Genomic DNA, 22,543 nt, shown 5'->3' on the forward strand with positions numbered 1-22,543 from the left:
TTAAACTCGATTTGACTTGATGAAAGGTTTTCAGATCATCAACTCTGATTGATTCTTGTTAAAACCGTTTAATCAAGTTGATTTAAATTTTGGCCCGTTTTTTCGGATTTTAGGCCAATTTTCAGGCTTAACCACAAGTTATATCTAGTTTAGAGCTGTTTTATTGTCAAAGAGCTTCTTTGAGGTGAGGAATCCATGATGGATAAGTTCGTATCAGAGCATCTGTGGAACAAGGAGGTAGAGGTCTACTTCGGCGGGGACGGAAACCAGCGGCTTCGCGGCAGGGTGGTGGGCTCCGCCGATGGCGTCCTGGTCCTGGAGAACGAGGGAAGGAGAGACTACGTGAACATCGAGAAGGTGATCGCGGCCTGGGAGGTCTGAACTCTCAGAGCCCCTCCTCATCTTTTTCCTCCTGCACCTTCCCCTCGTCCTGATCAGCATCTCCGATCTCTTTTCATTTTCATTATTTCATTAAATACTATTTGTGATAAATATTTATATCAGCGGACCCACAAAGTCTTTTGCTGGTGGTTGTAAAATGGACGAAGCGGTTTCTCAAGCGGATAAAGCGGATCTGGACCTGGCCGGCGTCGGCCAGAGACTGGCGTCTTACCTGGTCGATGTCGTCGTCTTGAGCGTCATCTACATCGCCCTGATATTTCTTTCTGGAGTCCAGATCGAAGAGGAGGCGATTGCCGGCGGCGACTTCTCGATGACCTTTATCGCGGTCTACATCCTCATGGCGGCGATCGCGATAGGGTACTACACCTACTTCTTCGGCAAAGGGCAGACCCCCGGGATGAAGCTGGTGGAGGTCAAGCTGATCCGCACCGACGGGGTCGAGCCGGTAGGCTACAAAAAAGGCTTCTTCCGGTGGATAGGGATGGAGATCTCGGGGATGGTGCTCTTCCTGGGGTACGTCTGGATCTTGATCGATAAGAAGAGACAGGGCTGGCACGACAAGATCGCCGGGACCTACGTGGTCAAGGCGTGATCGGAGGCGCTCAGAGAACTTTACCATTTATTTTTCTTAAATTGGAGCAAACCTCGGAAGCTGAAAGCTTTCTTGACCGTATTTTAATCATGGAGTGATAGTATAAATCCGACTTATTCCATCGTTACGCCTGCTGAAATATGAGAAATTATTTATATAAGTTTGAGTAATTGATCACTGCAGAATGGCTTTGGAGGTATCAGAAGATGGAGACGGAGATAGTTGTAGAGAGGGAGAAGATGGTCCTGAATCTGGCGGGCGCGGGACCGAGGCTGATATCTTACCTGATCGACGGGTTCATCGTCGGTGTGATCGGATCGGTCCTCAACTACGCCTCGATGAGCATCGGCGGGGCGTTCGGCGGGATACTCGCCTTTCTTGGTGTCTTGGTCTCGGCGGTCTACTTCGCCTATTTCTTCGGAAACGGTCAGACCCCGGGGATGACGGCGATGAAGATAAAGCTGATCGGCACCGACGGGACCTATCCAGTCGGATACGGCAAGGGCCTCCTCCGATGGATCGGGATGATCATATCTGCGGCGGTGATCCTCCTGGGGTACGTCTGGATCTTGATCGACAAGAAGAACCAGGGCTGGCACGACAAGATCGCCGGAACCTACGTGGTCAAGGCCTGATGAGATCCAGATTCAGTGGGGCGACTCCGAGCTCAGGAGGTCAAATCGGAGGATTCTGGGCCCTTCCAGTTCTCTTTATCTCGTCGGTCACCCTCACCTCGCCATCCTCAGGGGGCTCCCCGCCCCGATGTTTCGCGCCCCAGCGGAGGTTTCTGACGACCCCGTGGAGGGTTTGAACCTCCCGATCGGTCAGCTGCGCCCTCCCCAAGATCCTCTTCAGCATCAGCATCGTCTTATCGAGCTTGTGCTGGTGGTACTCCGACTCGACCAGGGCGACCCTGAAGTTGTCGTATAGCCAGGCGAGGCTGGCTTGGCCAGCCAGTTTGACCTCGCCGGGCTCCACCTGAGATAGCTCGTAAAATAGGATGGCTGCGGCGTGGGAGAGGTTCATTATCGGATAACCCGAGCTGGTGGGTATGGTGACGACTACGTCGCAGGCCAGAAGCTCCACCCGAGAGAGGCCGTCGTCCTCCCTCCCCAAAAGAAGCGCCACCTCGCCCGTCGTCCCATCGAGCCTCTCGGCCAGTTCTTGGGGACTGAGGCTCGGGATCCTCAGGTGACGGTCGGTGGAGAGGCCCCTGACCCCGGTGGTTCCCACGACGAGGTTTGCGCCCTCCACCGCCTCTTCGATGGAGTCGACGACCCTCGCCCCCTCGATCAGATCCCGCGCGTGGGAGGCCATGGCCAGGCCGAACTCCTCGATCTCGCAGGGGCGGACGAGGACGAGGTCGGAGAAGCCGAAGTTCTTCATAGCCCTAGCCACAGAGCCGACGTTCCCCTCGTAGATCGGCTCCACCAGGACGACCAAAAGCCTCATCCTTTGGTGACTCCGAGGGGGACGACCCTCGCCACCTTCCTCGCTATATCCAGATGGTGGACGACGTCGACGACCTCGTCGCTCGGCTTGTAGACCTCGGGGGCCTCCTCGGCCAGCATCTTGGGGGAGGTCGCCATCACCTTGATCCCGCGCCTTGAAAGCACGTCCTTCACCTCGGTCCCGGCGTAGGTCTTCTTCGCCTGGGTCCTGGACATGATCCTTCCGGCGCCGTGGCAGGCGCTCCCGAAGGTGAGCCTCATCGCCCCCTCGCTCCCGCAGAGGACGTAAGAGGGGGTTCCCATGCTGCCGGGTATGAGGACGGGCTGGCCCACCTCCCTGTACGCTTCAGGGATCTCGGGCCTTCCGGGGCCGAAGGCCCTCGTCGCCCCCTTGCGATGGACGTAGAGCCTCTCCTTCGAGCCGTCGACGGAGTGCTCCTCCACCTTTGCCACGTTGTGGGCGACGTCGTAGACGAGGTCGAGCCGGGCGTCGGCGAAATACCTCTCGAAGACCTCCCTGGTCCAGGCGGAGATGATCTGGCGGTTGGCCCAGGCGTAGTTTGCGGCCGCCGCCATGGCACCGAAGTAGTTCTCGGCCTCCGGAGTCCCCAGGGGGGCGCAGGCGAGCTGTTTATCGGGGAGGTCTATCCCGTACTTTCGGACAGCCTTGCTCAGAACTTGGAGGTGGTCGGTACAGATCTGGTGGCCTGCCCCCCTCGATCCGCAGTGGATCATGACGGTGACCTGCCCCTCGAAGAGGCCGAACCGCTCTGCCAAACGCTCATCGAAGATCTTGTCCACCCTCTGGATCTCAAGGAAGTGATTTCCGCTCCCCAAGGTGCCGAGCTGGGGCCTTCCCCTCTTCCTCGCCTTGAGGCTGACGTGGTCGGTCTTTGCGCCCTCGATCTGGCCGTTCTCCTCGCAGTGCTCCAGGTCCTCATCGACCCCGAAGCCCGCCTCCACCGCCCAGGCGGCCCCCCTGGTGAAGGCCTCGTCGAGCTCATGCTCCGATACCCTCAGCCTCCCCTTCGCCCCGACTCCGGAGGGGACGTCGTGAAAGAGGTCCTCGACGAGGTTTGATATCATCGGGACCACATCTTTCGCCCGAAGGTCGGTTCGGAGCATCCGGACGCCGCAGTTTATGTCGAACCCGACGCCACCGGGGCTAATGACGCCCCCCTCCTCCCGGAAGGCCGCGACGCCGCCGATGGGAAATCCGTAGCCGAGGTGAGCGTCGGGCATCGCCATCGAGTAGTTCACTATCCCAGGGAGAGTGGCCACGTTCGCCACCTGATCGATGGTTCCCGGCTCCACCTGCTCAAGGAGCTTCTCGGAGATGAAGATCCTTCCCGGCACAAGCATCCCCTTCTGATGGCCCATCGGCACCTCAAAGATGTAATCGTCTACCTTGTTCATCATGGGATCACCTCAAACGTCTAAGACCACCTGAGCGGTCCAGATCTCCTCTCCCCCCACCCTGGCCTCTTTTTTGATCTCGAACTGGTGGAGGGTCACCGCCTTCACCTCCGTCTCGAAGAAGTGCCTCGCCAGGTCCACCCTCTCCCCGCCGATCCGGCCAGAGAGCCTCCAGCCCCCTTCCCCCTCTTCGAGGGCGACCTCGAACTCCGAGAAGACGGCCAGATCCACCTCGAAGAGGTAGAGGACCTCCGAGAGCCACTCGTAGAGGAGATCTTCCAGGCACTCCGCCTCGATATCGACGGACCAGGTCTCCTCGACCTTCACGGTGGAGGGGTCTATCATGGCGGCGAGCATCGCAAGGCCCGCGTTCTCGAAGGTCTCCTCCAGGCTTCTGCCATGTGCTCGAAACTTCACGTCGGCGGTATGTTCGATATACTCGAAAGGCTCCATCCTGGCTCAATCAAGGGCAGGGGTTTATTAATAGGTTGAGGTCGGCCTCTTGCCCTCTCTCAAAAGGACGTCGAATTCGGGGGAGATTTTTTATCGCCGCCTTATTATCAAACTTTCTGCCCTCGCCCGAGTGGTAGAGGCTATATATCATAGGTATATCGAGGTTCAGTTGGTGAATCGGCATGGCGGAGACGATTGAGGAGATCGCATCCCGGGTTCGCGAGATGCGGGAGCTGTCCAAGGTGACGGCGGAGGAGATGGCTGAATATCTGAAGGTGCCCCTGGAGACCTACTCCTCCTATGAGGAGGGGAAGACGGAGATTCCAGCTAGCAAGCTGATCGAGATCGGACAGAGGCTCGATGTGGACATGAACCTGCTTCTCACCGGCGAGGAGCCGAGGATGCGGATATTCACGGTGACGCGGAAGGGTGAAGGGGTCGAGGTGGAGCGGCGGCGTCAGTACAAGTACCAGAACCTGGCGGGAAAGTTCCTCTCCAAGAAGGCGGAGTTTTTCATCGTCACCATCGAGCCCCGGGAGGAGAAGCCCTCGGCCTACAGCCATCCGGGCCAGGAGTTCGACTACGTGCTGGAGGGGACCCTCAAGTTTTTCATCCACGATCACGAGATAATCCTGAACGAGGGCGACTCGATATTCTTCGATTCGTCATATCGGCACGCTATGGAGGCCAAAAGCGACAGGCCTGCGAAGATGCTCGTCGTGGTGATGTAACAGCAGAAAGAGGAACGAAAAATGTCGTCTTTACTGGATAGGTTCGTCTCAAGGACCGACTTCGAGTCTTACGAGGATTTTAAAGAGAACTTCAAGATCACGGTGCCCGATAACTTCAACTTCGCCTTCGACGTGGTGGACGTCTATGCCGAAGACGACCCCGAAAAGATCGCCCTGGTCTGGTGTAACGACCTGGGCGAGGAGAAGATCATCACCTTCGGGGAGATGAAGCTTCTGAGCGACAAGGCTGCAAACTTCTTTTCCGGTCAGGGAATCCGGAAGGGCGACGCAGTGATGCTCTCTCTCAAGAGCAGATACGAGTTTTGGATATGCATTCTCGGCCTGCACAAGATCGGGGCCTTGGCCATCCCCGCAACTCACATGCTCAAGAGAAAGGATATCTTCTACCGGATAAGGAGGGCCGACCTCAAGATGATCGTCACCATCGGGGAGGAGGGCGTCCCCGACGAGGTGGACGGAGCCTGCGGAGAGCTCGGAGACGGCAGGGTTTTGAAGGCCTTCGTGGGGAATGGGGAGAGGGACGGCTGGCTCAACCTGAGAGAGGCGCTAAAAGCTGCATCCCCGGACTTCGAGAGGCCCATAGGTCCTGAGGCGACGGAGAACTCGGACATCCTCCTCGCATACTTCACCAGCGGGACTACGGGAAACCCCAAGATGGTGAACCACGACCAGACCTACCCCCTCGGCCACATCCTGACCGCCAAGTTCTGGCAGAACGTCGAGGACGACGGCCTCCACTATACCGTCGCGGATACCGGCTGGGGGAAGGCGGTCTGGGGGAAGCTCTACGGCCAGTGGATCGCGGGCTCTGCGGTCTTCGTCTACGACTACGACCGGTTCGACGCCGGACGGATGATGGAGATGGCCGCGAATTACGGCGTCACCACCTTCTGCGCTCCCCCCACCATCTATCGGTTCATGATAAAGGAGGATATGTCCAAGTACGACTTCTCGACCCTCAAGTACGCCGTCACCGCCGGCGAGCCCCTCAACCCCACGATCTATAACCGGTTCCTGGAGGCTACGGGCCTGCGGCTGATGGAGGGGTTCGGCCAGACCGAGACGGTCGTCGCCATCGCCAACTACCCCTGGATGGACCCCAAGCCCGGATCCATGGGCAAGCCATCGCCGGGGTATGAGATGGTCCTGGTCGACAAGAACGACAAGGTCTGCGAGGTGGGCGAGGAGGGGGAGATCGTGATCAAGACAGACAGGGGCAGGCCCGTCGGCCTCTTCGTCGACTACCACCTCGACCCCGAGAAGATGAGGGACACCTGGCACGACGACTACTATCACACCGGAGATACCGCCTGGGTCGATGAGGACGGATACTTCTGGTTTGTGGGGAGGGCCGACGACATCATAAAGAGCTCCGGATACCGGGTCGGACCCTTCGAGGTGGAGAGCGCCCTCCTCACCCATCCCGCGGTCCTGGAGTGCGCCATCACCGGGGTCCCCGACAAGCTGAGAGGACAGGTGGTGAAGGCGACGGTGGTTCTGACGAGGGGATATGCTCCGTCGGAAGGGCTGAAGGTTGAGCTTCAAAACCACGTCAAGGGGATCACCGCCCCCTACAAGTATCCGAGGATCGTCGAGTTCGCCGACGAGCTTCCCAAGACGATCAGCGGCAAGATAAGAAGGGTCGAGATCAGGGAGAAGGACAAGCCCTATCCGATCATAAACGCCCTCGAGTGCAAGGCCTGCGAGAGGTGCATCGTCGCCTGCCCCGCCAACGTTCTCGCGCTCGGAGAAGAGCTGAACGCCCGGGGCTACCGGTTCGCCATCTATTCTGGGGAGGGATGCATCGGCTGCGGAAACTGTTATTATACCTGTCCCGAGCCCTTCGCCATAGAGGTTCACATACCGTCAAAGGAGAAGTTCGAGGAGGAATGAGATATGCCAGCCCAGCTAGTTGATGGAAACACCGCCGTGGTGGTGGGGGCTATGTACGCCGGATGCGACTGCTTCTTCGGCTACCCCATAACCCCGGCGAGCGAGATACTCCACGAGGCCTCGAAGTACTTCCCGATGGTGGGACGAAAGTTCGTCCAGGCGGAGTCGGAGGAGTCCGCCATAAACATGGTCTACGGCGCGGCGGCCGCAGGTCACCGGGTTCTGGCCGCCTCCTCGGGCCCGGGGATGAGCCTGAAGCAGGAGGGCATATCCTACATCGCCGGAGCCGAGCTTCCCTGCGTCATCGTGGACATAGCGAGAGCAGGGCCCGGCCTTGGAAACATAGGGCCGGAACAGTCCGACTACAACCAGTCGGTCAAGGGCGGGGGGCACGGATGCTACAAGAACATAGTCCTCGCCCCAAACTCCGTCCAGGAGATGTGCGACTTCACCATCAAGGGATTCAAACTCGCCTTCAAGTACAGAAACCCGACCGTGATCCTGGCCGACGGGGTCCTGGGTCACATGATCGAGCCTTTGAGCTTTCCGGAGACGGCGATCGAGCCCGTGATCGACACCTCCTGGGCCGTATGTGGAAACAGAGAGACGAGAGGAAATCTGGTCACCTCCATCGACCTCGACTTCAAAGAGCTCGAAGAGCACAACTTCAAGCTCCAGGCGAAGTACGAACGGATAAGGAGGAACGAGGTGGAATATGAGGAATACAGGTGCGAGGACGCCGACGTGGTCCTCGTCTCCTACGGGATCAGCAGCAGGATCGCAAAGTCCGCGGTGGATGCCGCCCGAGAAGAGGGCATAGGGGCTGGCCTCTTCAGGCCGATATCCCTCTTTCCCTTCCCCTCCGAGGAGCTCCTGGCCCTCGCCGAGAGGGGGTGTGGCTTCATCTCCGTCGAGATGAGCGACGGTCAGATGAGAGACGACATAAGGCTGGCCACGGGATGCAAAGACGTCGCCCTCGTCTCACGGTTTGGAGGAAACCTCATTCAGCGCGATCAGATCCTCGAGAGGATGAGGGAGGTGGCATAAATGGCTGCAGAGGAGAAGTTGATCGGACCTGCTGGATTTTACAGCGTATTTGAGAGGAAAGGTGGCTCTGCCCCCACGGCCACCCACTACTGCCCGGGCTGCGGTCACGGGATTTTGCACAAGATGATCGCGGACACCATGGCAGACCTCGGCATCCAGGATCGCTGCGTGGTGATGAGCCCGGTGGGCTGCTCGGTCTTCGCCTACTACTACCTCGACTGCGGCCACGTCCAGGCGGCCCACGGGAGGGCTCCCGCCATCGCCACCGGGATATCCCGGGCCGAGGACGACGCCATCCCCATCTCCTACCAGGGAGACGGCGACCTCGCCTCCATCGGCCTCAACGAGACGGTCCAGGCCGCAAATCGGGGGGAGAAGATGGCGGTCTTCTTCGTGAACAACACCGTCTACGGGATGACCGGAGGCCAGATGGCTCCGACGACGCTGGTGGGCGAGGTTACCGCCACCACCCCAGCGGGGAGAGACCCCCGGGACTCCGGCTACCCGATCCACATCTGCGAGCTTCTCGACACCCTGAAGGCCCCCGTCTACATCGAGCGAGTATCCCTCTCGGACATAAATCACATCCGGAAGGCCCGTCGCGCCGTGAGGAGGGCTCTTGAGATCCAGAGGGACAAGAAGGGCTACGCCTTCGTCGAGTTCCTCTCGCCCTGCCCCACCATCCTCAGGATGGACGTGAAGGGGATCGAGAGGTTCATAAACGAGGAGATGGAGCGGGAGTTTCCCCTGAAGAGGTTCAGGGACCGATCCAGCGAGGCGGAGCCGATCGAGAGGAGAGAGTCCGACTTCTCCAAGGACTCCCTCGATTCCATCTTCGGCCTCGCTGGCCAGGAGTCGATCGAGGTCCTGCATGACCCCGAGTTCAAGGCCAAAGGGGTCAAGATCGCGGGGTTCGGTGGCCAGGGCGTCCTCAGCATGGGGCTCGCCCTGGCCCAGGCAGCCAACCGGTCTGGTCGGTTCGTCTCCTGGTACCCCGACTACGGCCCCGAGCAGAGGGGAGGGACCTCGAACTGCTCCGTGGTCATCTCAGGAGAGAGGATAGGCTCACCTGTGGTCGACAACCCCGACGTCCTCGTCGCCTTCAACCGGCTATCCCTGGAGAAGTTCGCCTCAGACGTCAAAAAGGGCGGCCTCATCCTATACGACGCCCTGGCCGGCGCCTTCAAGCCTCCTGAGGGCGTCAGGGCGATTCCCGTCCCGGCGACGGATATAGCCTTGTCCAAAGGCGCAGAGCAGGCCGCGAACACCGCGATGTTCGGCGCTCTGATGGAGGCGGGAAACCTCGGCCTTCCCGAGGAGGCCTTCGGCGGGGCTCTTGAGAGGACCTTCGCCAAGAAGCCGAAGCTGATACCGCTGAACCTGGAGATCCTGGAGGCCGGCGCAAGAAGCGTGAGGTGAAGGCTTTCGACAAGGTAGTCATCGATTGCCCGCCCGAATGCTCGCAAGTGATGCAGAGCATCGGGCGGGCATTATTCGAGCCCGGCAGCTTTCGGGTGCTTAGTACCAAAAAATACAAATATGACCGACGCCTAACTTATGACTAACTTCAAGCAATGAAGGGGTGAGACTACGAAGAAATTTGCAGTGCTATTAGTGCTGGTTGTAGCGTTCTTTGCCGCTCCAGCAGTAGCGGATTGTACCGGGACAAACTGCCCAGGCATCTCAGCAGTTGGTTTCTCTCTAGGCGACTGGCCTAACAACGCGAATGTCGATCTGGTCAGCTCGGAAGATCAGCGCGCCTTTGGTTTTTGGCATGGTGACGCCACCAACGACCTGATCGTTAAGAAGGACCAGGTGGCAGGGATGCTGTACCAGGAAGGATTCCCGGTAGTAGAATGTGGATGTCTTGCAGCAGATCAGATGGGATGGGATACCAGAGTAGTAAACATAGAGAAGATATCCTCTGGCAACCAGTTCGCTACAGCCACCGGCTATGCAACTGCGAAGAACAGAATAGAGGTATGTTCGACGCAGGGCACAGCACCGGGATGCGAATGCTGCGAATGTGATACATTCATTGAGCAGTAAGATACGATGGAGAAGAATTGGCAGCTCATCGGCCTCGCGCTGATGAGCACGCTATTAATTTTTGGCCCGGCATGTCCTGTTGCCTCGGCGGATAAGTATCCTGCAATAGCCGAGCCGGTTTATCCTGATTCTCTCAGCCAGGTGAGGGGCTTTCACGAGGATTTCGCGAAGCCCGGTTCATCGATCAAGCTTGGCATTCAGAGCACAGACGATCTGAGCAGAAGCGCCACCTCAGATTTTTCCCTCTCGGATGCGACCGGCGTCTCCCTCTTCGACGACTCCGAAGACGAAGAGAGGCTTGAGGCGGTGGTGGCGATCAATACCGAAAGGCGGCGCACCGTCACCAGCAATGGCCAGTTCCAGGCGGCCCCGACGGACATAAACTACATGGACATCGACGTGAGGAACATCATCGTCATATCCATAAACACGGCGAAGGGCGGCAACGCCATAGCCACCTCGGAGATCTTCATCGAGCCCGTCCAGCGTAGCTCCGGATCACCCTAAATCGCGTCCCTCTTTTGCATCTCTCGTGATCCTGATTCATTTCGTCGATTGGATCTGTTATTTCGGCCCTTTATTCGCCGTTTCTACGCTTTTTCCCTCCATCCTCGACCGCCCTCCTCAGGGCCCGGCCCAGAGATAGTGCCAGTGCCTCCACCTTCTGCCAGTCGTCGCCTCCTGAGGCTCTCAGATGAAGGGTGGACCTCCCGTTGTAGGCCATGGTTCTCATGAAGTGGCTCAGGTTCTCCAGCTGCATCCCCTCCAGGGAGGTGGCCTGGAAGCGGAAGTCGTCCCCATATCCGGGGGACCCGAACCGCACGGCAGCAAAGGCCAGGGCCTCACCGGAGGGGACAGAGGAGCTTCCGATCCCCTCACTGGCCAGCTTGGCCAAGGCCTGACCAAAGGCGATGGCGACGTCCTCGACGGTGTGGTGGTCTCCGGTCTCTAGATCTCCTCTGGCCCTGACCTCGATATCGAACCCCGAAGCCTGGGCCAGGATCTTGAGGATCTCATCGAGGAGAGGGACTCCTGTATGGACATCTGAAGATCCCGACCCCTCCAGGTCCAGGGAGACTTCGATTCCTGTCTCCGCAGTATCTCTCCTGAAAGATGCGCGCATGATATCGGGTCTATTCGAAGATATTTTAACCTATTCTGAGAAGGCGCAGACCGCCTTGAGAGATCAAGAGGGACGGTCGATTCACGATCTTCGATCCTCGGCGATCTTGACCTGTCGAAGGCCTTATGTACCCGTGGCTCATGTCATTCCGTTCCAAAGGTTGTAGATATGATAGACAAGAGCAAAATACAAGAAATTTTGACAGGATATGACCCAAAAGAGTTAACTATTGCCACAGTTTGCTCTCATAGCAGCCTCCAGATATTTCACGGGGCCCGCGAAGAGGGTTTCAAGACCCTGGGGATATGCCTGGGCAGACCGCCCAAGTTCTACGACGCCTTCCCCCTGGCAAGGCCAGACTCCTTTCTGAGCCTGGACAGCTACGCCGCCCTCCTCGAAGAGAGCGACCGGCTCGTGGAGGAGAACGCCATAGTCGTCCCTCACGGGTCCTTGGTGGAGTACCTCGGCGCCGAGAAGTTCGAGGATATGCCGGTTCCGACCTTCGGAAACCGGAGTTCTCTCGCCTGGGAGAGCGACCGGGAGATGGAGCGGGAATGGCTCCTCAAAGCAGGAATCGACCTTCCCATGAGGTTTGCGACCCCCGAGGAGATCGACCGGCCAGTGATCGTCAAGTACCACGGCGCGAAGGGGGGCAAGGGCTTCTTCATATCCAAGAGCAAGGGTGAATACCTGGGCAAGGTAGACAGCTCCCAGCGGCACACCATTCAGGAGTTCATCCTGGGAACCCGGTACTACATCCACTACTTCTACTCGCCCATCCGGTCTCACGGCTACGCCCTCAGCCAGGGGACTCTGGAGATGCTGGGGATCGACCGGAGGGTCGAGAGCAACGCCGACGAGATCTTCAGGATAGGCTCGATGGACGAGCTGGAGGCGGCGGGTATATATCCGAGCTTCGTCGTAACTGGAAACATCCCCCTCGTCCTCAGGGAGTCCCTCCTGCCCAAGGCCTTCGAGCTCGGGGAGAGGGTCGTCGAGGCCTCCATCAAGCTCTTCGGAGGTATGATAGGCCCCTTCTGCCTGGAGACGATCGTCACCGACGACCTGAAATTCAAGGTCTTCGAGATCTCAGCGCGGATCGTCGCCGGGACCAACGTCTTCATCTCAGGCTCCCCTTACTCCGACCTGATCGAAAAAGACCTGTCCAACGGCAGGAGGATCGCTCAGGAGATCAGCCTCGCAAGAGACCAGGGAAGACTATCGGAGATCATAAGCTAGTGGGCAAAGGCTTATTATCTTCCACCCATCTGACTTTTTCTCTTGTATGGCAGGTCTCTTCGACACTTACAAAGAAGCTACCGCTCTCCAGTGCTCCTTTATAGAGAAGCTGGGAAAGCTCGACCTGGAGTGCGTGAACGCCTTTGCAGATTCGTTGGCGTCGTTTTTGATATCAAAAGACGAGAGGAACTTCGTCTACGGCCTCGCGGCCGGGAGGAGCGCCCTCTCCCTCTACAGCTTTCTTCAGCTCCTCTACAACCACTTCAACGCCTTCCCCTGCACCATGGAGGACCCGGTCCAGAAGCACTTCCGGCATACGAGAAAGAACCTGGGAATCGCGGTCTCGGGGTCGGGCGAGACCCCTGCGGTGAACAAGTACATCGAGGACATAATGAATCAGGGCGGGGAGATCAGGCTGATCACCGCCAACGAGGAGGGAACGGCCCACCGGCTGGTGGAGGATTACGAGAACGGGTCGGTTCTGGTGATCGAGGGGAAGACGAAGTACGATCTGGACATGACCAGGACCTCCAAGCTCTCGCCCATGGGGACGGAGTTCGAGCTGGAGGTGCTGGCCTTCTTGAACGCGGTCTTCAAAGAGGTCCAGGCCAGGATCGAGGGCGTCCCCAACGCCACCTGTGAGAGCTACCTATCGACCATAAAGGACTTTGCAGGCCAGTGCAGGCTCATCTCCCGGATCGACGAGGGGAGGCTTTCCGATTGGTTTGAGAGGCTCTTTCCTAGAAGCGGCAGGTACATCATAGGCGGCGTAGGAAGGTCGGGGCTTGTGGCGAGAGCCTTTGAGATGAGGTTCACCCACCTCAACAAGACCAGCTACTGGGAGAGGGACTTCAATACGCCTAGCTTTCAGATCGGCGACGTCTACGTGCCCATAACCGGGAGCGGGAACACCTATGAGTGCCTCGAAGGGGTCAAAAGCGCTTTCAAGAGGGGGGCTGACGTGATGCCGATTACGACAAACCCCTCTTCGGAGCTGGTGGAGCTGATGGCAGATAACGGCCGCGAGGAGGAGATCATCTTCATACCCGTCTCTGAGGAGTACCTGGACCAGATCTGCGGCTCCCGCAGGACCACAAGCTGGCTCGTCTCGGAGTACAGCATGCACAGGTATCCCATATTTGAGATCAACGCCTCGATCTTCACCAACAGCGTCGTCGCCGTCGGTGCAGAGTTTCTGGGGATCGAAGAGGCCGGGATGAAAAGGCTTCACGCATGAAGAGGATCATCGTCATCTCCGACACCCACATCGAGCTGGGATCCCAGATTCCCCGGGGCCTCCTCGATCTGGCGAGAGGTGCCGACCTCCTCCTTCACGCCGGGGACTTCGCCAGCCTCGAGGTCTACGAGACCTTCAAAGACCTTGGCCCCCTCGAGGCCGTCTGCGGCAACTCCGATCAACCGGAGGTGAAGTCCCTCCTTCCCGAGAGGAGGATCATGGTGGTCGAGGGGTCGAAGATAGGCCTCGTCCACAGGGCCTCTCATTCTGCCGACCTCACGGGCGCCGAGCTTCTGGCGAGGGAGATGGAGGTGGACGCCCTCGTCTTTGGCCACATTCACAGGCCCGTTCTGGAGCTCGGGTCCCGCCTCCTCGTCTGTCCCGGAAGCCCGACGGAGCCCCGCCTCTCGGCTCCGTCGGCGGCCGAGATCGAGGTCGATGGAAGGGTGATCAGGGGCAGGATCGTCCCCCTCGGAAAGCCGATCTGCGGCTACTTCAAGTACGCTGAGTCCCTGGCCGAGGGACCAGGGAAGGGAAGGTGAGGGGGCTGAGCCTCGGTCGGTCTTTATCTTTCAAGGTCGTCCCTCGGCTCCGCCATCCTTCAGGCGCAAGGCCTCCAGGTCGTCGACGGCGATCCAGCCCGAGCTTCCAAGCGCCCCGCCCTCGGGGTCTCTTACGATGAAGTAGAAGGCGGTGACGTTTCTGAGGTCTAATGTCGCATCTATGCACCCGGAGCCCTCGGCCTCGATGCAGCCGAACTCCTCGTATAACGCCTCCTGGCGGGCCCAGTCCGGGGCGATGGCGCCTCTCTCCCAGGGGCGGCCGTAGACCGTTCCGTTCGCGTCCCCCACCCAGACCTGGAGGGTGTTGGCGGACTCGCTTCCTCGGAGGAAGAAGGATATGCCGTCGGTTCCGGCGAGGTTCAGGCTCCCGTTCCCGCCTCTCCCACGGACCGTCCTGGTGATACCGACCCATCCGTCGGGAACCAGATCGTAAGATATTCTGGTGGCGTCGTCTTCGACCCCGGTGACGGTCCTTATGTCCTGGACGATGGAGCCCCTGCCGTCCTCGAGGCTGCTCCATCCCCCGGCCATCGAGTCGATGACTCGGGGCTGGAGGATCGCGACCTCCACTGCGGCCCTCGCCATCCCGGCGAAGTTTCTGGCCGTGAGGGTGTAGTTGACGTCGTTCGAGGGCGCCAAGGTGACTTCGCCCCAGGTGGATACCTCTCCCACTCCCGGCTCGATCTCAACCTCTCCCGCATTGGCGACAGACCAGCTGAGGTTCAGCGTCTCGCCCAGGTCCATCGCGGTCCTGTCGGCCTCGAAATGTTCGATCACCGGAAGAGATCGGGTGCTGAAGGTCCATACCTCGCTCTCAGCCCTCTTTTTGAAGCCGTTTTCGGCCGCCACCCGCCAGAGGTAGACGGTCCCGGGATCGAGGGGCCTCGTGATGTTGATGTGGAGGTTCTCCTTTCTCCTGCCCCCTCGGGCTGTTCCCACAACCTGCATATCCTCATCGGAGGTGCCGAGAGCGACCTCGTAGCTGATCCGGGAGTTCGGGTCGAGCCCCATCGATGAGAGGAGGGGCGTACTCGGGCCGCCGCCGACCCACCAGAGCGGAGGCTCAAGCCCGATGCTGGACGTATTGTCCATGGGGCATGGCATCTCGGGATCGTAGGGGCCGGGAGCGAGGACGTATATCAATATCGCTGTCGCCAGGAGGGCGAGGAGGGCGGCCTTCGTCCCGCTCTTCTGCCTAAGTTGGTCCACCCTCTCAGCGGCGGTCATCAGCGCTTCAAATAAGGAATCGAATATGGTCATCTATCATCGTCACCCGTCCTGACGTTCTATTGGTCTTCCCCCAAAGTCGGATCGTCCTCAAAGAGGTATATACTTAACTTTTCAGGGCTTTGCGCCGATCCCTTGACTGAAGCGACGGGCCAAAATAGGTCAGTTCTGATCCGGCATCTCACCAGGCGTCGGCAGGTACGGTCAGATCGTCCCCTCTGCAGAATAACCCCACCGGTCCCGGGCGTAGCTCGCCAGCATCTTGTAGAGCTCGCTATAAGATAGAGGAAGCCACGACCACTCGTCCACGGAGGAGCCGCCGGTCTCCTCCCCGTCCTCGGCGAGGCCGGGCTCCACCTCCAGGGGCCGGAGGTAGCTGTGAAGCCTGTAGACCCTCTCGCCCACAGAGACTCGGTAGCAGTAGAGGGTCCGGACAGAGCCGTGGGCGCCCCGATACCATGGAGGGGGTGGCTCGTCACGGACTCGTCGACCGCTGGTGGCGTACCTGAGGATGAACTCGTCTTTGAGGGCGTAGAACCGATCCCGGGCCTCGTGCGGTTCCGTCTTCACCATCTTGTTTGCGGCCCAGATCGCCTCGGCCAGGGCCGCGAGATCGTCGTCGAACTGATCGCGCCAGAGTCGCCACAGCTCCCGGTCGCTCATCCCGGTACGCAGTCGGAGTCTCGTCCTCAAAGTGAAAGGACTTCAGATCCGTCCGGTGAAAAAACCTTCCCCTTTGGCGTTCCCTTTTTGCGCCCTCCTGTCCCTTCACCTCGTTTTCGCGGGCGCGGAGTATGCTTGCTGCTTACGTATTTTGCCCCTTCGGGCCCCTGGAACGGGAGTCGGCGAAGTAGGAGTCGATATCCATCTCCATGTCGGCCTTCATCAGGACCCAGCCGGTGATGTGCCCCGCGAGGAAGGCCATCCTCTCCCCCTCGGTCCTGGCGAACCGGTCCAGGGCCCGCCGGATCAGGTCGTGGGTGTCCTTCGACTCTGCCAGGATCTCCTCAATGATGATCCTGTTCACCAGATCGCACTCCTCTTGGGAGAGGCCGAAGATCTCTGCAATCCGTCTTTTCATTATAGCTTCATCTTTCATAGACATCAGGCCTCAGGGGAGATATTTAGGCTCCTTCCGACATTTTTTGCTTGCGATCTTTTCCTCTAATCGTTCTCGGACCCGTCGAGCCTGGGCTGCGGAGGGGCTTCCCAGCTCCAGGAACAGCTTCTCAGCCTCTCGGATCAGATCCAGCGCTTGACTCAGGTTTCCCTCCTTTTCCTCTAGAAGAGCAAACTGAGCCAACGTTATGGCCACGCCGGCCTTGTAACCCATCTCTTGTAATATCTTCAGGCTCTCGCCGTAGAGGCGGCGGGCCTCAATGAGGTCGCCCGCATCCTGAGCGAGGGCTCCCAGGTTGTGGAGCGATTTTGCGACGCCCTTCTTATAGTCAATCTCCTCGCTAATTTTCAATTCTTGTTTCAGATAATTTGATGCCCTATCATAATCCCCCAGAAGATAAGATATCTGCCCCAGTTCATCCAGGATCTTCGCGGCCTCCCACTCGTCCTTCACCTTTTCGAGGAGGTGCTCGTTTATCCTCCTCCGCCTCAGCAGATCCTCCTTGCTCTGGTAGCGTAGTGACGTCGACAGAGCCTCGATCGCCTCGAAGGCGAGGCCTCCATCGCGCCCCTTCAGCTCATGATAATTTCCTCTGTACCTCCAGAAGTCGGGGGCTCTTCTTATCACATCGTCGAGAAAGCTCTGGCTCGAAAAGATGACGTTCGCAACCCCCTGCGTCGTAAAATAGCTCCCGGAAGTTATTCAGCGCATCCGCCAGCTCCTCGGTGAGCTTTTCGGGCATCGTCCAGATCAGCACACAGGCGTCGCCGAAATCCCTGCTCTTCAGGCTCTGGATTACGTCTTCGCCTTCTTCTACAGCAATTACTTTTGACCTGAATCTGCGGCTCAAAGACCGGATGATCCCGTCCCTGTAAGCCGGGGCGTTGACGACGCAGAGTATGAGGTTGCCTTTTCCCTTCGAGACCTCCAGCTCCGCGATGATGGTGTCGATCTCTTCCAGGTCTTCAGTTCTCTCTTCCTCTAATATTGGTTCTTCGATCCTCGCGCCTTCAGCCGTCGAGTCTTCTATTCTCGTCTCTTCCATTTTTCCACCAGAGGTAGAAGCAGCTGGTCCACGTCGCACCACCTCCCGTTCTCGTCCTCGTACTCGACGGCCGTCAGGCTGAAGAGGAGCTCACGGCTTATGCCATCGTCTTTGTCCAGATCGCGGGCTTCCTTTGATTCGTGGATCGCCAGAGCCCTGCGCTTGTGGGCCTCGGTGAGGGTCCTGTCGTAAGTCCTCCTAAGCTTCTCAAGAGCGCTCTCCACATCCTCTATCGAGATCTTATCTCTCCTGTTTCTGTACGCCTTGATCGTGGCATCTCTCATGATGGAGACGAACTCCGAGAGCTTTCCGGTGGAGAGGATAGCCTCGTCCAGAACGGCATCGTCGATCAGCTGATCCTCCATCCGCTTTCTTACAACGTCTCGGTAGAAGCCCAGGTTCGTCTCGTTTCTGCTGCCGTCTCTGTTGATCACCGGAAGCTGCGGCAGGATTATGACATCATCGAAGGCGGAACTAACATTCTCAAAGTAGGGGTTGAAGGCGAGGGGGATAGGGAAGGTGTAAATCACAAAACAGCTCGGCTGGGAGAGAAGCTCGTAGTTCTTGTAGAAGAACTCCTCCGCCTGCTCGACGCGGGTCAGCTTATCCAGGTCGTCGACGATGACGACGAGCTTCTTTTCGGTCTTATCCTCGACGTCGACGATAAGCCAGTTGAGCCTCTGGATGAGGTCGCTGATCTGCATCTCCAGCTCTTTTCGGACGTATTCCCGGGTCTTCGCCTCTCGACCCAGCTATCAGTAGCAGAACTTTGGCTAGGGTCAAAGAGATACCCGCAGCTCTGGACCTGGTGACCTCATCCTCTTCGACCTTTGTGATGCGCTTTACGAAGTCCTTGAAGTCCTCCTCGATATCCCGGTTGAGCTTGACACCGTCGACCTCTGCCCTGTCATAGATCATCAGGGCCATCGAGACGAAGAAGTCTCGAAAGTCGAAGTCGCTGACGTTCAGTTGGTCGCGGATCGAGTAGCTGACCACCAGAAACCGGTCGGGATCGATCATGTCAAAGAGCCGGTTCAGCTCCGTGCTCTTACCCGAGCCTCTGAACCCCAGAAAGAGGTACTTCTCCTTTCCGATCTGAGATGTGGATCCGGTCCTTCAGCTCCTCTATGGGAGAAGGTGCCTTCACTGGCCTCTCGACGTAAAAGTCTCTGAACTCCTCCTCAGATTCTAGCGGCTCCACCACCAGGTTGTTGTAGGCCTCTTGCAAGTTCTTCGCCTTTGGCATATCGATAATCCCTCTGCTCCAAGATGAGATTTCGTTCACATCAAGAAATGACCCCATGCTCAATAAATCTATCCTATTCTGCTATGCAGAAGAGTATGTGCTCTTGCGTCTGCGGCCAAAAACAGCAGCTCGAAAAAGATATTCGAGGGCAAATCCCTCTGCCATAATATCCCCTTCAGACGACCCTCTTCCCCGCCGTTGGGCCCCACATGGCGTTGAAGACGTCCTCGACCTTCACCACCACGGCGGCCTTGGCTGGGAGCTTGTTGTTGACGGCTAAAACCCACTTGGTCATCTCGTCGAAGCGCTCTCCTTCCTTGTAGATGGTGGCGGTGCCCTTGATCTGGAAGGACTTCTTCGTCTCGGTGTCGTAGCAGAGGATTGAAACCTTGGGGTTTTCGGCGAGGTTTGCTGCGGTCTTGTAGAAGAAGTTGTCCGCGATCATTATAGTCTCGTCGTCCAGGACCTTCAGGAAACCGACGTAGACGACGTTCGGCGTTCCTTTTGCGTCCGCGGTGGCGATGGGGGCGGGCTTCTGCTTCTCCAGGGTAGCTCTAACATCAGCTGGCATCTTGACCATTTAGATCACCTTCGTTCAAATAGAATATCAATATATTTATTCTTTGCGTCGTGGAGGCGCGAGGCAGATATTCGAGAAAAAGGGGTTGAAAAGGATTGAAGAAATGCCGTGGATGGAGAAGAGCAGATCGGGGCCGTTGGAGGCCCCCTCGGGTCACCCCCATCAGGCGATCTTGTCCCCGGCCGACGGGCCGGAGTTCGCCTCGTAGATCTCCTCGATCTTGAAGATCACGGCCCGCCTCATGTTGAGGTCGGGTTTTCGGGCCCGGACCGACTCCTCCATCTCCTCAAAGATCGGCCCCTCGTCGGCGAAGGTCACCGCCCCCTTGATCTGGAAAGACCGCCTCGGGTCCTTCGTCCAGCAGACGACGGAGGCCCGGGGGTTCTCGGCCAGGTTCGTCGCGGTCTTGTTGAAGAAGTTGTCCGCAAAGAGGAGTGTCTCGTTGTCCTTTATCTTCAAAATCCCCATGAAGACGACGTTCGGCTTTCCGTCGGAGGAGGCGGTCGCGAAGGGGATGGGCCACTGCTTCTCCAGGGTCTCTCTCACCTCGGGGGGCATATTCACCATATCATCATCACCGCCTGTTAGACTGAATGCAGTTTATTTATCCCTTGCTCCCCGAGCGCATCTTATGAAGTGGCCTGGAAATTCCCGATAGGAGGCTGCATGGAAGTGGTTGTAGGAGGCGACCAGGTTCCCCTCGACGATCCCGTCCATGCCTTTCTCGATCCCCATCCCCCGCTGTAGCCGGATCGCGTACTCGACCTTCGTCCCCTCTTCCAGGACCAGCTCGGAGTGGTGGAACTCGTGGCCGAGGAAGGTGGCGCCCCGGGGCCCCATGGGGCAGTCGCGAAGAAACTCCCCTTCGGTGTAGCTGACGATCCTTCGGCCTCCCATCCTGGTCTTGGCCGGGATGAGGCCGACGGCCGGGCGGGACTCACCATCCCAGTCGATCTCCTCGCAGAGGTACATCAGACCTCCGCACTCGGCGAAGATGGGGATGTCGTCCTCGTGGGCCCGCTTTATGGAGGCGATCATCGACCCGTTCTCAGATAGCTCTTTGGCATAAAGCTCCGGATACCCGCCGCCGACGTAAAGGCCGTCGACTTTCGGGAGGACGGAGTCGTGGATCGGGCTTATGGGGACCACCTCAGCTCCGGCAAGCTCTATGAGCTCTATGTTATCCCGATAGTAGAAGTTGAAGGCCTCGTCCAGGGCGACGCCGATCCTGACTCCTTCGCCCTCGCTGCTCGGAAGGTATAAGTCGGGCTCCGGCTCCTCCAGGGGCTGGGCCTCGGCGGCGATATCGAGGATCCGATCGATATCCAGCCCCTCCTCTACCACCTGGCGGATCTTGGCCAGCCTCTCCGCAAACCCCGTATGCCTCCTCTCTCCCTCCTGCATAGGAATGAGCCCCAGGTGGCGCATCGATAGGTGCATCGACTCGTCTCTGGGAATGACCCCGACGACCTCGACCCCCGCATATTCCCGGATAGCCGAGATCGCCTTTCTGGCGTGCCTCTCTCCCCCGACCTTGTTGAGGATTACGCCCTTTATATCGACATTGGGGTCGAAGTCGATGTACCCCTTCACCAGAGCCGCCGCGCTTCGGGTGATGGACCTCGCGTCCACCACAAGTATAACCGGCGACCTCAGCATCTTGGCGATCTGGGCTGTGCTCCCCCGGTCGCCGTCGTACCCCTCGTAGAGCCCCCGGACTCCCTCGATGACGGCGACGTCTGCTCCCCCTGCGGCGTGGGCGTATACCTCCCGGATCGTCTTCTCAGGCATCAGGTGGCCGTCGAGGTTCCTGCACCACCGGCCGGTGATCCCGGTATGGTAGCTCGGGTCGATGTAGTCGAGGGCCACCTTGTAGGACTGGACTGAAAGGCCCCTTCCTCGGAGGGCCGAGAGGAGACCCGCCACTATCGTCGTCTTGCCGCTGGAGCTTCGGTCCCCCGCCAGGAGTATTCTCGGAATATCTTTCCTCATATCAGGGACAGCTCCCGGAGCTGGTCGTCGTCGATGGGCTCGGGGTGCCTCGGCTCCGAGTCGCCAGCGACGTGCTCCGCCAGCTTTCGGTAGATGCCAGCGATCTCGGACTCGGGCGCCCCCTCGATCACCGATATCCCCTTCCTCTCGCACCTCTGGACCAGGGGGTCTTTGGGGATGAAGGCCACCATCTCAGATCCGATCTCTATCGCGAACCTCTCCACGATCTCCCTCTCGCCCGAGGCCTCTCGGGAGTTGCAGATGACCCCCGCCAGGGGGGTGTTCAGCCTCTTCAAGCCCCGGCAGATGTTATTTGCGGCGTAGATCGGCATGTACTCTCCAGAGGTTATTATGTAGGCCTGGGTCACCAGCCCCTTTCTTATGGGCGCGGAGAAGCCGCCACAGACGATGTCTCCAGGCACGTCGTAGAGGGTGAGGTCGATCTCGTCGAGGACCTTGGAGACCTTCCTCAGAAACTCGATGGCAACGATGATCCCCCGACCCGCGCAGCCGACGCCGGGCTCGGGCCCCCCGACCTCGATGCACTTCACGCCCCCATACCCCTCGAAGACGACGTCCTCCTCGGCGATCTCGCCACCGGCCCTTATCAGGTCCATCATCGTGGGGATCCTCCTTCCGACGAGGGTTATCGTCGAGTCGCTCTTTGGATCGCAGCCCACCATCAGCACTCGAAAACCCTTTTCGGCGCAGGCCGCCGCGACGTTGGATGCGGTGCAGGACTTTCCGATCCCTCCCTTGCCGTATATCGCAACATGCTTAACCTGGGACATGTTCTATCTCCAGAACGCCCAAAGCCACGCCATCGGATATACAGGTTATCCAAGTTGGTGTTACTGAACCGCGGGAAGTCCGGAGAAGATGAGATCGAATTTCAGTGGCGGGAAGTCGGAAGTCGAAGCTGAGAGATGGTGGATGGAGGCCGCCTGCCTTCTGGTCCTCCTCTGCATCTTGGCCGCGACCATATCGGCCTCAGCCCAGGTGCCGGAGTCTCTCGTCCGGGGCTCGTTCTCCGATGGAAACGGGAGCTGGAACGCCGAGAGCTTCGGCTGGTTCTACTACGACCTGGACGCTGGGGTCGGCGGAGAGGAGCTCACC

Annotated in this window: 29 protein-coding genes; 13 read left to right on the forward strand and 16 right to left on the reverse strand. The window is 58.7% G+C overall.

The annotated features are described in order from the left end of the window. Positions 1-195: 195 nt before the first annotated feature. The 3 genes from ACP5EL_RS03360 (at position 196) to ACP5EL_RS03370 (ending at position 1,629) form a co-directional block, all read left to right on the forward strand. Positions 196-381, forward strand: a complete 186-nt coding sequence (locus ACP5EL_RS03360; RefSeq protein WP_428401038.1) for an MM0924 family protein — start codon at positions 196-198, stop codon at positions 379-381. 157 nt (positions 382-538) lie between these two features. Next, positions 539-994: an RDD family protein gene (locus ACP5EL_RS03365; RefSeq protein ID WP_428401039.1), complete on the forward strand. Its 456-nt coding sequence runs from the start codon at positions 539-541 to the stop codon at positions 992-994. Between the two features lie 206 nt (positions 995-1,200). Further along, complete coding sequence (locus tag ACP5EL_RS03370) at positions 1,201-1,629, forward strand: RDD family protein (RefSeq protein ID WP_428401040.1); 429 nt, start codon at positions 1,201-1,203, stop codon at positions 1,627-1,629. 40 nt (positions 1,630-1,669) lie between these two features. On the opposite strand, the gene ACP5EL_RS03375 is transcribed toward ACP5EL_RS03370, so the two are convergent. From ACP5EL_RS03375 to ACP5EL_RS03385, 3 genes are read right to left on the reverse strand one after another with little or no spacing between them, the layout of a single operon-like run. Then, complete coding sequence (locus ACP5EL_RS03375; RefSeq protein ID WP_428401041.1) at positions 1,670-2,446, reverse strand: RNA methyltransferase; 777 nt, start codon at positions 2,444-2,446, stop codon at positions 1,670-1,672. After that, complete coding sequence (locus ACP5EL_RS03380) at positions 2,443-3,864, reverse strand: RtcB family protein (RefSeq protein WP_428401043.1); 1,422 nt, start codon at positions 3,862-3,864, stop codon at positions 2,443-2,445. Before ACP5EL_RS03380 ends, ACP5EL_RS03375 begins: the two co-directional genes overlap by 4 nt. Positions 3,865-3,873: 9 nt before the next feature. Next, positions 3,874-4,314, reverse strand: coding sequence for an archease (locus ACP5EL_RS03385; protein WP_428401044.1), 441 nt, complete (start codon positions 4,312-4,314; stop codon positions 3,874-3,876). Positions 4,315-4,496: 182 nt separating this feature from the next. Between ACP5EL_RS03385 and ACP5EL_RS03390 the strand changes: the two genes are divergently transcribed. From ACP5EL_RS03390 to ACP5EL_RS03415, 6 genes are all read left to right on the forward strand, one after another. Beyond that, entirely contained in the window at positions 4,497-5,045 is a 549-nt protein-coding gene (locus ACP5EL_RS03390) for a helix-turn-helix domain-containing protein (protein WP_428401045.1), read from the forward strand. A 21-nt stretch (positions 5,046-5,066) separates the two neighbouring features. After that, positions 5,067-6,959: an AMP-binding protein gene (locus tag ACP5EL_RS03395; protein ID WP_428401046.1), complete on the forward strand. Its 1,893-nt coding sequence runs from the start codon at positions 5,067-5,069 to the stop codon at positions 6,957-6,959. 3 nt (positions 6,960-6,962) lie between these two features. Next, complete coding sequence (locus ACP5EL_RS03400) at positions 6,963-8,006, forward strand: 3-methyl-2-oxobutanoate dehydrogenase subunit VorB (RefSeq protein WP_428401047.1); 1,044 nt, start codon at positions 6,963-6,965, stop codon at positions 8,004-8,006. Further along, positions 8,007-9,425, forward strand: a complete 1,419-nt coding sequence (locus ACP5EL_RS03405; protein ID WP_428401048.1) for a 2-oxoacid:acceptor oxidoreductase family protein — start codon at positions 8,007-8,009, stop codon at positions 9,423-9,425. Between the two features lie 195 nt (positions 9,426-9,620). Further along, entirely contained in the window at positions 9,621-10,055 is a 435-nt protein-coding gene (locus tag ACP5EL_RS03410) for a hypothetical protein (protein WP_428401049.1), read from the forward strand. Between the two features lie 6 nt (positions 10,056-10,061). Beyond that, positions 10,062-10,562 carry a hypothetical protein gene (locus ACP5EL_RS03415; RefSeq protein ID WP_428401050.1) on the forward strand — a complete coding sequence of 167 codons (501 nt, stop codon included), beginning with the start codon at positions 10,062-10,064 and terminating at the stop codon, positions 10,560-10,562. Positions 10,563-10,632: 70 nt separating this feature from the next. Here ACP5EL_RS03415 and ACP5EL_RS03420 read toward each other — a convergent pair whose 3' ends face one another. Next, on the reverse strand, positions 10,633-11,178 hold the full coding sequence (locus ACP5EL_RS03420) for an imidazoleglycerol-phosphate dehydratase (protein WP_428401051.1): 546 nt from the start codon (positions 11,176-11,178) through the stop codon (positions 10,633-10,635). Between the two features lie 168 nt (positions 11,179-11,346). Here ACP5EL_RS03420 and ACP5EL_RS03425 point away from each other — a divergent pair, with 168 nt between their 5' ends. Genes ACP5EL_RS03425 through ACP5EL_RS03435 form a run of 3 tightly spaced genes read left to right on the forward strand, consistent with a single transcriptional unit; the run spans position 11,347 to position 14,196 of the window. Beyond that, on the forward strand, positions 11,347-12,417 hold the full coding sequence (locus tag ACP5EL_RS03425) for a formate--phosphoribosylaminoimidazolecarboxamide ligase (protein WP_428401052.1): 1,071 nt from the start codon (positions 11,347-11,349) through the stop codon (positions 12,415-12,417). A gap of 46 nt (positions 12,418-12,463) precedes the next feature. After that, positions 12,464-13,654, forward strand: a complete 1,191-nt coding sequence (locus tag ACP5EL_RS03430) for a sugar phosphate isomerase (RefSeq protein ID WP_428401053.1) — start codon at positions 12,464-12,466, stop codon at positions 13,652-13,654. Then, positions 13,651-14,196, forward strand: coding sequence for a metallophosphoesterase (locus ACP5EL_RS03435; RefSeq protein WP_428401054.1), 546 nt, complete (start codon positions 13,651-13,653; stop codon positions 14,194-14,196). Before ACP5EL_RS03430 ends, ACP5EL_RS03435 begins: the two co-directional genes overlap by 4 nt. Positions 14,197-14,226: 30 nt before the next feature. Here the strand turns inward: ACP5EL_RS03435 and ACP5EL_RS03440 are convergent, their stop codons facing one another. The 12 genes from ACP5EL_RS03440 to cfbC form a co-directional block, all read right to left on the reverse strand. Further along, complete coding sequence (locus ACP5EL_RS03440; protein ID WP_428401055.1) at positions 14,227-15,477, reverse strand: hypothetical protein; 1,251 nt, start codon at positions 15,475-15,477, stop codon at positions 14,227-14,229. 171 nt (positions 15,478-15,648) lie between these two features. Then, positions 15,649-16,137 (reverse strand): hypothetical protein, encoded by a 489-nt coding sequence (locus ACP5EL_RS03445; protein ID WP_428401056.1) that lies wholly within the window; start codon positions 16,135-16,137, stop codon positions 15,649-15,651. A gap of 112 nt (positions 16,138-16,249) precedes the next feature. Then, on the reverse strand, positions 16,250-16,543 hold the full coding sequence (locus ACP5EL_RS03450) for a hypothetical protein (protein ID WP_428401057.1): 294 nt from the start codon (positions 16,541-16,543) through the stop codon (positions 16,250-16,252). A 12-nt stretch (positions 16,544-16,555) separates the two neighbouring features. After that, positions 16,556-17,191: a tetratricopeptide repeat protein gene (locus ACP5EL_RS03455; RefSeq protein ID WP_428401058.1), complete on the reverse strand. Its 636-nt coding sequence runs from the start codon at positions 17,189-17,191 to the stop codon at positions 16,556-16,558. Continuing rightward, complete coding sequence (locus tag ACP5EL_RS03460; protein WP_428401059.1) at positions 17,142-17,609, reverse strand: hypothetical protein; 468 nt, start codon at positions 17,607-17,609, stop codon at positions 17,142-17,144. The genes ACP5EL_RS03455 and ACP5EL_RS03460 overlap by 50 nt, the downstream gene beginning before the upstream one ends. Then, positions 17,591-18,313 carry a hypothetical protein gene (locus tag ACP5EL_RS03465; protein WP_428401060.1) on the reverse strand — a complete coding sequence of 241 codons (723 nt, stop codon included), beginning with the start codon at positions 18,311-18,313 and terminating at the stop codon, positions 17,591-17,593. Before ACP5EL_RS03465 ends, ACP5EL_RS03460 begins: the two co-directional genes overlap by 19 nt. Continuing rightward, positions 18,255-18,629: a hypothetical protein gene (locus ACP5EL_RS03470; protein WP_428401061.1), complete on the reverse strand. Its 375-nt coding sequence runs from the start codon at positions 18,627-18,629 to the stop codon at positions 18,255-18,257. The genes ACP5EL_RS03465 and ACP5EL_RS03470 overlap by 59 nt, the downstream gene beginning before the upstream one ends. Before the next feature lie 28 nt (positions 18,630-18,657). Further along, on the reverse strand, positions 18,658-18,855 hold the full coding sequence (locus tag ACP5EL_RS03475; protein ID WP_428401062.1) for a hypothetical protein: 198 nt from the start codon (positions 18,853-18,855) through the stop codon (positions 18,658-18,660). Positions 18,856-19,030: 175 nt separating this feature from the next. Beyond that, positions 19,031-19,435: a pyridoxamine 5'-phosphate oxidase family protein gene (locus tag ACP5EL_RS03480; protein WP_316968876.1), complete on the reverse strand. Its 405-nt coding sequence runs from the start codon at positions 19,433-19,435 to the stop codon at positions 19,031-19,033. A gap of 162 nt (positions 19,436-19,597) precedes the next feature. Further along, entirely contained in the window at positions 19,598-20,002 is a 405-nt protein-coding gene (locus ACP5EL_RS03485; RefSeq protein ID WP_428401064.1) for a pyridoxamine 5'-phosphate oxidase family protein, read from the reverse strand. A gap of 33 nt (positions 20,003-20,035) precedes the next feature. Next, on the reverse strand, positions 20,036-21,427 hold the full coding sequence (cfbB, locus tag ACP5EL_RS03490) for a Ni-sirohydrochlorin a,c-diamide synthase (protein WP_428401065.1): 1,392 nt from the start codon (positions 21,425-21,427) through the stop codon (positions 20,036-20,038). Next, positions 21,424-22,218, reverse strand: coding sequence for a Ni-sirohydrochlorin a,c-diamide reductive cyclase ATP-dependent reductase subunit (cfbC, locus tag ACP5EL_RS03495; RefSeq protein WP_428401066.1), 795 nt, complete (start codon positions 22,216-22,218; stop codon positions 21,424-21,426). The genes cfbB and cfbC overlap by 4 nt, the downstream gene beginning before the upstream one ends. An 88-nt stretch (positions 22,219-22,306) precedes the next feature. Between cfbC and ACP5EL_RS03500 the strand changes: the two genes are divergently transcribed. Further along, positions 22,307-22,543, forward strand: a 237-nt coding sequence (locus ACP5EL_RS03500; protein WP_428401067.1) for a hypothetical protein, incomplete at its 3' end; no start/stop codon positions are given.

Source organism: Methanocrinis sp., from assembly GCF_049974945.1.
In the GTDB taxonomy this organism is placed as follows: Archaea; Halobacteriota; Methanosarcinia; order Methanotrichales; family Methanotrichaceae; genus Methanocrinis.